Below are 12965 nucleotides of genomic sequence, written 5' to 3' on the forward strand. Positions count from 1 at the left end.
AATGCCAAGGCCACCCTTGCCGACATTCGTGAGGAGACGCGCACCCGCTACGAAAAGCTACGCAAGCAAATTGCCTACGCTGAGGAATTCCTCGATCTGGTCAACACCCTGGCACCCTAAACTGCCCCCATCCTTCGCAGGGAGAAAAAGACCATCGTATTGAATGCGCTCTGTCGAATCGCGTTCCAGATGAAGTGGACGAACGTCCGCGGCCTCTCCGGAGTGGATGGCGATAGTACAGAGGACTTCTAAAATCCGTGCAGACGACTCCTCAAAACGACACAGTCATCCAAGGTCACAAAATCGAAAATTGTCACTTAACCCCATCACTTCCAAACCGGCTTAAGTGACAAAATGCCATCGCTAAAGTCCCGATTTGAGTCCCAGGACGTGCGCCTTAAGAGAAATAACTAAAGCCCCTACCAGTGTTTCTCCTGGTAGGGGCTTGGAGGTTGGTAGCGGGGGCAGGATTCGAACCTACGACCTCTGGGTTATGAGCCCAGCGAGCTACCGAGCTGCTCCACCCCGCGTCGAGATGACTTCCATCATCTGCGCTTGAACAGTGCGTTAACACAAAGTGTATTCGCTCTGTCCCGGCGACTCATGTAACTATACATAGGGAAAGGCACCTACCCAAATCCGCTGGGCAGGTGCCTAATCGATCGCGATTATAAGCCGGAACTACTTGTCCGTCTTCTGATAAGACTCCACAGCCTTGTCGAGCTCATCCAGGGCGCGGCCGTATTCCTCGAAGGAGCCATCGCGCGCATCTTCAAGCCCCTTCAGGGCCTTGTTGATGTCATCGATGGCACCCGCCTCGTCGGAAGAAGACGGAGCGGAAGCCGGGGCCGAAGGCTTATCGTCCTTAGACTCGTTCTTCTTCTCCTCATCCTTGGCGCCGTCCTTGTCCTCGGAATCGCCGTCAACTTCCTCGATGTTCTGGGCAGACTTGGCGTCGATTCCCACCTGCTCGAGGGCATCGCCGATGGTCGGGGCATAGCCCACGCGGCCCTTATAGGACACGAGCACGCGCAACAGCTTCGGGAAGGCAGAAGCCTGGTCCTTGCGCTGCGAGTAAATCGGCTCGAGGTACAGGATTTCGCCGCCACCTACCGGCAGGGCTAGCAGGTTGCCGTTGTGCAGGTCGTTGGTGCCCTCCCATAGGGTGCGGTCGCGGGCAACCTGGTCGGAGGACATCATCGCATCCTGTGCCTGCTTCGGGCCCTGGGTCTGTGTATTGGTGGGCAGTACGCGCACGGTGATATCGCCGTAGTTTTCCGGGTCGGAGGATACGGCCATGTGCGCAGACAAGAACTCGCGGTTGAGGCCACGGTAAGACGTGGTCAGCTGGAAGGTCGGCTTGCCGGTCTCCGGGTCAGCGGCCATCACGTAGTACGGCGGCTGATTGAGCTGGCGAGATTCCTCCGCGGTGGGATCATTCGGCACGGACCAGAAGGCATCGTTATTGAAGAAGACATTCGGGTCATCCACGTGGTAGCGAGCTAACAGGTCACGCTGCACCTTGAACATATCCTCCGGATAGCGGAAGTGCTCGCGCAGCTCATCGGAAATCTCAGCCTCAGGCTTAACGACGTCCGGGAACACACCCTCCCAAGCCTTGAGCACCGGGTCATTCTTGTCGAACTCGTACAGGTCCACAGTGCCGTCATAGGCATCGACGGTGGCCTTGACCGAGTTGCGGATATAGCCGACCTTGTCATTGACCAAGCGCTGGGTGGTGCCATCAGGGTTGAGGGTGTCCTGGGTGGCGTCGGAAAGCGAGGCACGCTGGGAGTAAGGCAAGGATTCCAGGGTGGTATAGCCATCCACAATCCACTTCAGGCGGCCATCAACCACGGCCGGGTAGGTAGCGGAATCGGTGGTCAACCACGGTGCAACCTTTTCCACGCGCTCGCGCGGATCGCGGTCATACAGTAGCTTCGACTCGCTGCCGACGCGATCCGAGAGCAGGAAGTTCAGCTCGCGGTATTTGGCGGCGTACATGGTGCGGTCAAAGATATTGCCAATGCCAACGCCGCCCTTGCCGTCATAGGTGTAGGTGGAGCTATCGGTGTCATACTCGACCGGGTTATCGCCAGTCTTGCCGGTAATCGCATAATCCATGCCGTCGGCCGCGCCGGCAATAACCGGACCGTAGTAGATGCGCGGCTGGTCTACTTTAATGCCAAGGGACTTCTCTGCGTCCTGGGTCTCGCCTTCGCCCTCGGACTCACCGGCCTGGGTCTGTAGGTCAGACACGGTAAAGATGGGGAAGCCACCGCGGGCAGAACCTGCATCGCGGGCCACCTCGTCGACCTTATTGGCCTGGGCTGCCACGAAGCCGTTGCCGTGGGTGTAGACGGTGTGGCGGTTAATCCAGTCCGACTGGTTCTCCCGCAGCTCATTCGGATCCAACTCACGAGCGGCGACGACGAAGTCGCGCTTCTTGCCGTCGATCTCGTAGCGGTCCATCGACAACGTCTCTGGGAAGCCGTAGAAGTTCTTCAACTGCTGCATCTGAGTGAAGGTAGGAGAAAGGATCTCCGGATCCAGCAGGCGGAGGTTATTGATGGTGGCGTTATCGGAGGCCACCTTGTCATCTGAGACATCATCCCCGCCCCAGTTGTCTTCATAGGTGACGTGTTCATCCGTGAGCCCATAGGCATAGCGCGTGGCCTCGATATTGCGGGCGATGGATTCTTCTTCCTTCGCCTGGCGGTTGGGCTGTACGGAAAAGCGTTCCATCAGCAGCGGCCATGCCTGGCCAATGACCAGCGAGGACAGCAGCATCAGCACCACGGCCAGGCCGGGGATGCGCAGGTCCTTGATGACAACGGCCATAAACAGGGCCACGGCCACAAAGACACCAATGATCATCAAGATGATCTTCGCCGGCAGGTAGGCGTGAATATCGGTATAGGAACCACCGGTAAAGAGGTCGTGCTGGGTATTAAGCAGCTCATAGCGCTCCAACCAGTAGCCAATGACCTGGACTACCATCCACAATCCGGCGGTAATCGCCAGCTGCAGGCGGGCCGGGTGGGAGATGGAGCCGCGCACACCGGCGGCTTTATTGCCAATGCGGATGCCTCCCAGCACGTAGTGGCCGAAAAGCGCGATGAGGAAGGCCAGGATCAACAAGATGGACAGGGTGCTGACCACCATCTTTAGAACCGGCAAGGTGAAGGCATAAAAACCTAGGTCGTGGTGGAACTGGGCGTCTTGTTCGCCGAATTCCTGGCCGTTGAGGAAGAGCAGGACCGTGCGCCAATTGGACTGGCCGATAAAACCGGCGATGACGCCCACGACGGCGGGGATGACCTTGAAGAAGACACCCATGGACTTCTCAATGGACTTGCGGTACTGATACACCGGCGAGTTCAGGTCCCCAAGGTCGAGCGAATCCGGGCGCCCGCGCCAGGCAAAATAGCCGGCGGCCCACACCACTGCAGCGGCCACAAGACCGAAGATGATAAAGAGGACTATCCGCGCAATAATCGCGGTGGTGAAGACGTTCCGGTATTCAATCGCACCAAACCACCTCCAATCCGTGTACATGCCCACGAGCATGGGGCCGAAGAACAAGAGGACGGCAATGATGGCCGCAATGATTGTCGCGACCCGCGGGGGCCGCTTCAACGGGGCGGCTGGTGTGGATGACCCTAAGGACAACGCCAGCTCCAATCAACTAGTGCGAATTTAAAACCTGTAGACTTCTTCCAGCTTAAGGAAGCAATACACAGATAACGAATAAGGATGTTCATGAGTTCCCCCGAATTATCACAGCCAGCTTTAAACCGCGCGATGACCGAAGCCGTGGAATTCGTCCACGCCGAAGGCTGGGACGCCCGGCCCACCATCTTCGCGCTGGTTCCCACCCATTTGGTAGCCGATCAGCTTGCCGCGCTCGATGAAGAGGACGCGGCACCACTTACCCTCATCGTGCAAGATAATGTGCCCGAAAACATTGAGCCTGGTTCTGAGCAGCTGGCCGATTATGTCTCCCGCCTGGCCTGGCCGCGGGAGGTGGCCGGCGTCATCTTGGCCCAAGAGATTAAGTTCCGCGATACCTCCAGCGAGGACCCCTCCCCTCGCCCGGCGCGCCTTTATTCCGGTGCGCTGCGCGAGGAAGGCATCGAAACCACGTTGCTGCAGCTGCGCCCCACCGAGGAAGAGCTGGAAGCGGCCGGACCGTTCGCAGAAGATGACATCCAACTACGCGGCGGCCCCCAGGTAGCACCGGGGGTCATTGCGGCCTTGCGCTATGGGCTGAACCAAGACCCGGATGAACTAGATTAGACTGAAGTGACAATTCTCGCCTGCGACTAAGGAGCATTTTCCTACCGTGCGACGTACTACTCTCACTCGCCTGACCGCCACCCGCGCCACCGCAGCAGCGCTACTGCTGGGTGTAGGCGTGAGCACTGCCGCTTGTTCCTCGAACGATGCCGCGCCTGCCGACGCCCCCGTGGAGACCACCGCCGCCGCCGAGTCCACCGCCCCTGCGGCGGATACCGCTGAGGAAACCAGCACCGCCTCTAGCTCCTCTTCCACCGTTGCGTCCAGCGCGGAATCGAGCGCGGCGGAAAGCTCGGAGGCGTCTGAGGGGGCGTCGGCAAGCAAGGAGCCCGGAACCGAAAAGTTGGAAAAGTCTGTGGCCAAGGCCTATGACATCTTTACGCCGGTAGCGCCCAAGGAGCTCTTCGCGCACTTCGACCGCTGCGATTCCACGGGCGGGGACGATTCCTACAACTGCTCTGGTCCGGAGGTAGGCCAGTTCCAGTTCTTCCGCTCGCACTCCAAGGCCAAGCAAACCACGCAGGTGCTCACCGAGCTGCGCAGCTCGCAGGTCATTGAGGATGACGGCGACCGCGTCGTAGGCTGGTCCACCTTGGGAACCACCGCGGTCATCACCGTGGTGGACAATAAAGAAGGCATGGTTATGCAGCAGATGATCTCCTCCGACCAGGAAGACCCGGAAGAGAAGATTAAGGAGCTGGGCCTAGCTAAGTAGGCCGACTACTGGCAGGTTTTAATATCCTTGCCGTCCGCGAAGTCCTTCATCGTGGACACTGCCTCATCCAAGGTGGAAACTTCCGCGATGGGCATATCGCCGTGGTCGCTCGCGGCGGCCTCGGAGCAATTATCCTTCGGCGCGAGGAAGAGCTCCGCTCCGGCCTCGTGCGCCGCAGCGATTTTATGTTGGATGCCGCCAATGGGGCCTACTTTGCCATCTTCCTGAATTGTGCCCGTACCGGCCACGAACTTGCCGCCGGTGAGATCTTCCTCGTTGAGCTTATCGATGACCGCCAGGGTGAACATCATGCCGGCGGAGGGACCGCCAATATCCTGCAGGTTGTATTTGACCTTTATATCGTCTTGCGGGACCGAGAGCATGGCGATGCCCAGCATTGCCTGTCCCTTCTCCTTCGGGTTCTCCCCTAGCTCTATTTCTTCTTCTTGCTCCTTGCCGCCACGCTTAACGGTCAGCGTGACCTTATCGCCAGGGCTTTTCTGCTTGATGACGTCTTGGACCTCGCCCGGCTCCGAGACCTCCTTGCCGTCTACTGCGGTAATGACATCGTCCTTCTTCAGCGTGCCCTGCGCCGCGCCCTCATCCATGACTTCCGCGATGGTGATCTTTACCGGCAGGTGCAGGTAATCCATGGCCGCCACGGTGGCTGCAGACTCGGACTGGGTAAAGGCCTGCTTATTGGACTCTTCTACCTCTTTATCGCTCATGTTCTGCGGAATGACGGTATCGATGGGCACGATGGTGTCATCGGTCATCATCCAGCGGCCCAGCGCCTGCGCGAGGGTCATATTGGTGCGCACGGAGACCGTGGTCATGTTGAGGTGGCCGTCGGTGTCATAGGTGTGCGGCGCCTGAACATCGACGACCTGGGTTCCGTCGACCTCCCCCAATGTGTCCACCGTGGGTCCTGGGCCCTCAGCGGCATAAGGCACGGTCAAAGACACATCGGTGCCGGGGATATGGTCAAGCGATACCAACGCACCGGTGAGGACGACGGGGATGGCACCCCAGGCGATGGTGCGGACGCGACGGCTAGCAGGAGAATTCACGGATCAATACCCTACAACCTTTGCCGTAGTGTTCGCTGTCAGCGTAGCGGGGATCATGGAAAGTAGCCGGATGGTGCCGGTAGATTAGGACGCATGAGCAACGGATTCGGTTTTTCTTTCCCCAATAACGATGACGACGATAATGACGGACGTCGTGACCAGAACCCGTTCGGCGCATTCGGCGGCGCTAATGGTGGCGGCCTGGGTGACATGCTGAACCAGTTCGGTCAGATGCTGTCCGGCATGGGCTCTTCCATGAACTCGCCGGAAAACTCCGGCCCAGTCAATTACGACATGGCCAAGCGCATCGCCCTGCAGCAGATCTCGCAGTCCAAGGCGGTAAGCACGGACGATACCAAGGCAGTGGAGGAATCCGTCCGTTTGGCGGAGCTCTGGCTTGATGACGCCACTTATTTGCCCACCGCCTCCGGCACGGCCAAGGCTTGGGATTCCAAGCAGTGGTTGGAGGAGACCATGCCGGCGTGGCAGCGCATGGTCACCCCAGTGGCAGAGCACATGAATGATGCTCAGCTGGACTCCATGCCGGAAGAGGCCCGCGAGATGATGGGCCCCATGACCAAGATGATGAACCAGATGTCTGGCATGAACTTTGGCATGCAGCTCGGCCACGCCTTGGGCGATTTGGCCTCCCAGGCGCTGACCGGCTCCGATTTTGGCCTGCCCATCGCCCCAGCTAATACCGTGGCACTGTTGCCACAGACCATCCAGAAGGTCGCCCGCGAGCTTAATGTTCCTGGCCAGGAGGTGCTGGTTTATATTGCCGCACGCGAAGCTGCGCGCCAGCGCCTGTTCAAGCACGTGCCGTGGCTGGTAGAGCGCATCGTCTCCTCCGTGGAGGAATATGCCATCGGCCTGGTTATTGATACCTCCCACCTGGAGGAAGTCACCCGCGAGCTCAACCTCGAGTCCGGCGATCCACAGGCGATCCAGGACGCGATGAGCAAGCTGCAGGGCATGGACCTCTCCCCGCGCATTACGTCGAAGAACACTGCGGCCGCATCCCGCCTCGAGACCCTGTTGGCACTGGTGGAAGGCTGGGCCGAGCACGTCGTTACTGAGGCACTGGGCGAGCGCATCCCGTCGACCTCGAAGCTGACCCAGGCATGGGCGCATCGCCGCAGTACTGGCGGTTCCGCCGAGAACGCTTTTAGCAAGGTGGTCGGCATCGAGCTCAATGCCCCGAAGGTCTCTGAGGCCGCTGAGCTATGGCGCCGCGCCACCGTGGCCGTGGGTGCGGAAAAGCGCGATAAGGCCTGGGATCACCCAGACTTCCTGCCCACTGCGGAGCACCTTGATAATCCGGCCGCCTTTATCGATTCCCTGCTGGACGAAGGCCCGGATGAGGGCTTTGAAGAAGAATTTGCCAAGCTGGAGGAAATGCTGAAGAACGGCGAGGATACCTCTGCGGCGCAGGGCGACGAGTCCAAGGAGTCCGAGAATCCGGAAGCCAAGGACGAGAAGAAGGACAAGGGCAACGAGGACGAGGAGAACTAGCAGCCCCAGCGCTGATAGGCCTCAAGATAGCCCTTCGCCCGCTCGGCGTGGGGCGCCCTGTCCGCCCATTGCCAAAAATCCCGCCCATGGCGCGGGATGAAGGTGTGGGTGAGCTCGTGAATGATTACTGAATCCAGCACATAGTCCGGCACGTGTTGCAGCCGGTCGCTCAGCCGAATGTCCGCGGTGGAGGTAGTACAGCTACCCCACCGCGTATTTTGATTGCTCACCCACCGAATAGAGCCAATGGTCGCGCGTCCATCTAAATACGCCGCGTTGAGCCGCCGCGCGCGTTCTTCGAGCTGGGCGTCCGTGCGGCGCCCGCTGCCCTGTTTCTTTTCCACCCGCGCCAACATGTCCGCGACTGCATCGCGCTCATCGCGCGCGGACATCCACGCGGGAATGCGCACCTCGAGCACCCCGGATACCATGCGCGCCTGCACGGTTTTCTTCCGCTTGGCAGAGCGAATGACTTTGACCTCTGGGGACTGCGGTGCGGTAGGTTGCGTGCTCGACATGACAGGTGATTGTACCTGTGGTGCAATGGAGACCACATACTTCGGGGGAAGGGGTTAAAGCGTGGGGATTTCTGCCACCCAGGTGGTCTTAGCACCCGGCAGCGCAGTGTTGTGCCGCGAGGAAACGGTAATCCAATTTGGCATGGATGCCACCCGCGTCGGGGTTGCGGAAACAGGAAGCGCGCTCGCCGTCGCGACGGCTTTCAACACCGCTCGCGAACCAGTGTCCCCAGAAGAACTGTCTGACCGGCTGCGTGCCGCAGGGCTTGAGGAAGCGGCGGCGCTGAGCCTCATTGAAGACGCACTGGACTATGGCATCCTCTGGCCGCACAGGGATGCCGCCGAAAAGGCAGACACCATTGTCCTCATGGGAGAAACCACCTTGGCACACAGCCTTCGCGCGCGCCTTGAGGAGGATGGCTTCCAGGTGCGCATCCCGCTGGAGGAGGACAATGCCTTTTCCTATATCCACGACCTCGACGGCATGTATCCGGTCCTCGCCGTGGACCAGCTGCACTGCCCGCTGGATTGCGCGAATGCTCTTGCGGGCACAGCAACCACGTGGATTCCGGTGTCTTTGCTGGACAATCGTGGCGTCATCGGGCCGGTACGTATCCGCGGTCAAGGCCCATGCCCATTGTGTGCGCACTTGGCGCGCGTGGATATGGACCCGCTGTGGAATATCATCAGCACCCAGCTCACCCGCGTGCGCCGCACCCCAGAAGCCGTGGTGCTCGATGCGGTTGCGGCGCATACGCAAGTGATTATCCGGCGGCTGATGGGGCGGCCGCTGCCGCCGGGCGCGCCAACCGCTAAGCCGCGCCCCGGGCAGCAATGGGAAGTCGATGTCTACGGACACCACCAGCAGCGCACTGTCATAGCGCATCCACGCTGCCCCGTGTGCTTCGGCGGCAAGACCAACCTGGCTAGCTACGAACCGTACGAATAACCTCTAGCACCTGGGCACCGTAGCGCTCCAGCTTGCTAGGGCCTACGCCAGAAATGGACAACATCTCTGCCTCATCGGAGGGCAATTCCTCCGAAATCGCTTGCAGGGTGGCATCGGAAAAGATGACATAAGCCGGAACCTTTTCCTGGCGCGCAATCTGGGACCGCCACGAACGCAAGGCGGCAAAGACCTCTTCATCGCCGCCGCCTTCACAATCTTCATGGCGGCCAATGACCTTTTCCGCCGGTGTTCCCAACGGGCCAGAGCACACACGGCACCGCTTCGGGCGGCGCGAGCGAGATCCACTGCCGGAGGCATCTTCGGCCGCCGGGACGATGCCATCGAGGAAGCGGGTGCGCTCGCGCGAAGCCCGCGAGCCGGTAGTCTTCGCCAGCGCCCACGACAGCGCCAGATGTTCACGAGCGCGGGTAATGCCCACGTAAAACAGGCGACGCTCCTCTTCTACCTGTTCGTCGCCAGCCTTGATGGCGTGGTTGATGGGCATGAGCTTTTCCGTTAGCCCCACGAGAAATACCGCGTCCCATTCCAAGCCTTTGGCGGCGTGGACGGTAGCCAGCGTCACGCCTTCCATAGCTGGGGCCTGCTTATCGGTGGAGCGCCGGCGCAACTCCCCCAGCACCCCGTTGAGATCAATGCCAGGAGTCGATTCCACAATCTTTTCAATAAGCCCTACCAGTGCGTTGAGGGACTGCCAGCGCTCGCGGGCCTGGGCACCCTGCGGCTCGGTGGAGCTCAAGCCCAGCTCGACAAACGCGGCCCGGGCAATCGCCACCGGGTCATCCGGCAGGTCCTCGCGGCGGGTCGCAGCGATAAGCACGCGGATAGCCTCCAGGATTTCCGGGCGGCGGAAAAAGCCCTCGCCGCCGCGGACTTGGTAGACCACTCCGGCGTCGGCAAGCGCCTGCTCAAACTGCTCCGACTGGGCATTGATGCGGTACAGGATGGCAATCTCGGAGGCCGGCACACCCTGATCCAGCAGAGTAAGGACCTGGCCGGCCACCTCCTGGGCCTCAATCTCTTCGGACTCATAGGCCTTGAAGGTGGGCTCTGGGCCGGGCTCGCGCATGCCCTGCAGCTCCAAGCGCGTGCCCGCCGCGCGGCCGGTGGCCTTGCCGATGACCCGGTTGGCCAGGTCCGTTACCTGCGGCGTAGAGCGGTAGTCGCGCTGCAGCTTGACCACGGTGCCATCCGGGTACGTGCGGGAGAAATTGAGCAGATAGTCCGGGGAGGCGCCGTTGAAGGAATAGATGGTCTGGTTAGCATCGCCCACCACAGTAAGGTCATCGCGCTCGCCCAACCAAGCATTGAGCACCCGCTGTTGCAGCGGGGTAACATCCTGGTACTCGTCGACGACAAAGGTGCGATATTGCTCCCGGAAAGTCTCTGCAATCGCCGGCACATTCTCGATGGCACCTGCGATGTGCATGAGGAGGTCATCGAAGTCCAAGTGCATCATGTCCGGCGTGGCCTTGGCCTGCTCATAGCGGCGGAAGGCCTCTGCCACCTTGGCCGGATCGGCCGGCGCACTGCGGTCCGTATTGGCGATCACGGACTCATAATCCTCGGCGCTGACCAGCGCGGACTTAGCCCACTCGATTTCCGCCAAGACGTCTCGAATCATGTCCTTGGAATTATCCAGCCCCACCGAGCGCACCGCGCGGGCAACTAGGGGGAATTTATTATCCAGCAGCTGCCACGGAAGATCTCCTGCTACCTGCGGCCAGAAGTACTTCAACTGGCGGCGCGCCGCCGCGTGGAAGGTCTGCGCCTGCACGCCGGCCACGCCCATGGTGCGCAGGCGGTCGCGCATTTCTCCGGCCGCTCGCGCCGTGAAGGTCACCGCAAGCACGCGCTGCGGGCTCACAAAACCCTGGTCCACCAAGTTGGCAATGCGATAGGTAATAGTGCGGGTCTTGCCCGTACCCGCGCCGGCCAAGATGCACACGGGCCCGCGCGGCGCCGTGGCCGCGCGCAGCTGATCTTCATCCAGCAGGGACAAATCCGGCTTAGTCACCGTGGTACCACTCCATAATCATCGTGTGTGTAATTGAACCCGGACGTGGAAGCTTAAGCTCAGGCAGCTCGGCGCGCTCCACCCACCGGATTTCTTCCAATTCCCCATCAGTATGGCAGGTGGGGTGGACATCAGCCGTGCTTGCACAAAAGCCCAGCATAAGAGAACCACTCGGTGGCCACGCCTGCGAGCCCCAATAGCGAATATCGTCCACCCTGCGCCCGGTTTCTTCCAGGGCCTCGCGTGCAAAAGCAGCCTCCGCGGTCTCGCCCGGCTCAACGTAGCCGGCGATCAGGGAGAAAAAGCTAGTGCGGCGACGATTGCGCGCCAGCAAAATCCGGTCGGTGCCGCTGAGACGAATAAGCCCGATGACGGCAGGATCCAGGCGTGGGAAAACCATCCGGCGCTCGTCCACAGGATCGCGCCCCACGATTCCCGGTGCTGGGTAGTCCAGCTTATGACCGGTGCGCGGATCAAAGCGCTGCTCGCGCCGATTGCGGATCAGCGCAATGGCTTGCAAAATCACCGGCTGGTCCGCAAAGAACGTCGCGCTTTCTAGCCGGCCCAGCTCGCTAGCACCGTCCTCCGGATATGCGCACGCCTGCAGGGTACCTAGGTCCACTACTGCGTGCTTGGCGACGCCCCCGGGAACCTTCTCCACCAGCACCGGCTCCCCCGCTGCCGTAACCGGTACCTGGCCATGAGGGGTTACTGGGAGGAACATTTAATCCTCGTCATCATCGTCCATGACCTCGATGGGTTGCTCCATCTCATGCTTGATGTAGAGCAGGCGGTCGCCCGGCTTCAGCGCGGAGGCATCCGCAGTATCCACGCGGTGCAGCTCGTTATTGCGCAGGACAGCCAACACGATATCTGCCAGGTGGCGTGGGTTGGAGCCCACCTCGAATTCGCGCACGGCGCGCTCGGCTACGGAGAAACCCTCGTTGGGTGAGAGCAGGTCTTCCATCATCTCCACCACCGTCGGGGTGACGGTGGCCAGGCCCAGCAGTCGACCAGCCGTCTCCGCAGAGGTGACCACGGAATCCGCTCCGGATTGAAGCAAGAGGTGACGGTTCTCGGACTCGCGCACCGACGCCACGATCTTGGCCTTGGGCGCAAGCTCTCGCACGGAGAGGCAACACAGCACCGCGGTATCGTCCGAAGATGGGGTAACGACGATGGAGCTGGCATTCTCTACCCCAGCGATCTTCAGCACGTCCTGCTTGGTGCCGGAACCAAAGATGGTGACCAGCCCGTGGTGCTCGGCGTGTGCGAGGGACGCACGGTTGGTATCGATGACCACGATCTGGGACGACGGAACATCATCGGCCAGCAGCGCGGCCACGGCTCCGGCGCCCTTGGTGCCATATCCGATAACGACGGTGTGGTTACGCAATTGCTTTCTCCAGTTCTGGATTTGGAAAGTACGGCGGGCCTTATCCGTCAACACGGACAAGGTCGCGCCAACCAATAAAACAAGGAAGATCAGGCGGGCCGGGGTAATAAGCGTTAAGTTAATGAACCTGGCCTGCGGGGACACGGGCACGATATCGCCATACCCCACGGTGGTCAGGGACACCGCCGCATAGTAGGCGGAGTCTAATAGCGACATGTCCTCGCTATACCCACCGCCGTCCAAGTAGACCACGGTGGTCACGAAGACAACGATGACAAATGCCCACAGCACACGCTTGCCCAACTGACGCCACGGGCTGGAATTTTCATCCCCCGGCACCGTAATGACATCAATGAGCGCGTGGTCCGGCTGCGAGGACAGCTCGACCTGCGGCAAGAAGCGACTTCTAAAGCGTGACTTCATTGCCTGCGCACGTTTTTTGGCCACTAGCCCAGCCTTCTTTTCTAG

The 12965-nt window shown here is 60.6% G+C and carries 10 protein-coding genes and 1 tRNA gene; 4 read left to right on the plus strand and 7 right to left on the minus strand.

Going from position 1 to position 12965, the window contains the following annotated elements:
• Positions 1 to 453 precede the first annotated feature (453 nt).
• Both MHY24_RS10600 and MHY24_RS10605 read right to left on the minus strand, forming a co-directional pair.
• Positions 454 to 530 (minus strand) — tRNA-Met (locus MHY24_RS10600).
• A 151-nt stretch (positions 531 to 681) separates the two neighbouring features.
• The gene (locus MHY24_RS10605) at positions 682 to 3639 is read right to left on the minus strand and encodes a UPF0182 family protein (protein WP_239230521.1); all 2958 of its coding nucleotides are present in this window, start codon (positions 3637 to 3639) and stop codon (positions 682 to 684) included.
• Positions 3640 to 3762: 123 nt separating this feature from the next.
• On the opposite strand from MHY24_RS10605, the gene MHY24_RS10610 reads away from it, so the two are divergent.
• Together MHY24_RS10610 and MHY24_RS10615 are read left to right on the plus strand one after the other, a co-directional pair.
• On the plus strand, positions 3763 to 4299 hold the full coding sequence (locus tag MHY24_RS10610; RefSeq protein ID WP_005322346.1) for a PPA1309 family protein: 537 nt from the start codon (positions 3763 to 3765) through the stop codon (positions 4297 to 4299).
• Between the two features lie 46 nt (positions 4300 to 4345).
• Positions 4346 to 5014, plus strand: coding sequence for a beta-N-acetylglucosaminidase (locus MHY24_RS10615; RefSeq protein WP_239230523.1), 669 nt, complete (start codon positions 4346 to 4348; stop codon positions 5012 to 5014).
• Positions 5015 to 5019: 5 nt separating this feature from the next.
• On the opposite strand, the gene MHY24_RS10620 is transcribed toward MHY24_RS10615, so the two are convergent.
• The gene (locus MHY24_RS10620) at positions 5020 to 6084 is read right to left on the minus strand and encodes a PDZ domain-containing protein (RefSeq protein WP_239230525.1); all 1065 of its coding nucleotides are present in this window, start codon (positions 6082 to 6084) and stop codon (positions 5020 to 5022) included.
• A gap of 93 nt (positions 6085 to 6177) precedes the next feature.
• On the opposite strand from MHY24_RS10620, the gene MHY24_RS10625 reads away from it, so the two are divergent.
• Positions 6178 to 7599, plus strand: a complete 1422-nt coding sequence (locus tag MHY24_RS10625) for a zinc-dependent metalloprotease (protein ID WP_239230527.1) — start codon at positions 6178 to 6180, stop codon at positions 7597 to 7599.
• Here the strand turns inward: MHY24_RS10625 and MHY24_RS10630 are convergent.
• Positions 7596 to 8117, minus strand: coding sequence for a M48 family metallopeptidase (locus tag MHY24_RS10630; protein WP_204609879.1), 522 nt, complete (start codon positions 8115 to 8117; stop codon positions 7596 to 7598). The genes MHY24_RS10625 and MHY24_RS10630 overlap by 4 nt on opposite strands.
• A gap of 61 nt (positions 8118 to 8178) precedes the next feature.
• Here MHY24_RS10630 and MHY24_RS10635 point away from each other — a divergent pair, with 61 nt between their 5' ends.
• Complete coding sequence (locus MHY24_RS10635; RefSeq protein ID WP_239230529.1) at positions 8179 to 9066, plus strand: hypothetical protein; 888 nt, start codon at positions 8179 to 8181, stop codon at positions 9064 to 9066.
• On the opposite strand, the gene MHY24_RS10640 is transcribed toward MHY24_RS10635, so the two are convergent.
• From MHY24_RS10640 to MHY24_RS10650, 3 genes are read right to left on the minus strand one after another with little or no spacing between them, the layout of a single operon-like run.
• Positions 9044 to 11101, minus strand: coding sequence for an ATP-dependent DNA helicase UvrD2 (locus tag MHY24_RS10640; RefSeq protein WP_239230531.1), 2058 nt, complete (start codon positions 11099 to 11101; stop codon positions 9044 to 9046). The two genes, MHY24_RS10635 and MHY24_RS10640, sit on opposite strands and share 23 nt — an antisense overlap.
• Entirely contained in the window at positions 11094 to 11825 is a 732-nt protein-coding gene (locus MHY24_RS10645; protein WP_239230533.1) for an NAD(+) diphosphatase, read from the minus strand. Before MHY24_RS10645 ends, MHY24_RS10640 begins: the two co-directional genes overlap by 8 nt.
• On the minus strand, positions 11826 to 12944 hold the full coding sequence (locus MHY24_RS10650; RefSeq protein ID WP_239230535.1) for a TrkA family potassium uptake protein: 1119 nt from the start codon (positions 12942 to 12944) through the stop codon (positions 11826 to 11828). It lies immediately after the preceding gene.
• Between the last annotated feature and the right edge of the window lie 21 nt (positions 12945 to 12965).

Origin of the sequence: Corynebacterium sp. ACRPQ, assembly GCF_022347225.1 — a bacterium.
GTDB classification, from domain to species: domain Bacteria; phylum Actinomycetota; class Actinomycetes; order Mycobacteriales; family Mycobacteriaceae; genus Corynebacterium; species Corynebacterium tuberculostearicum_D.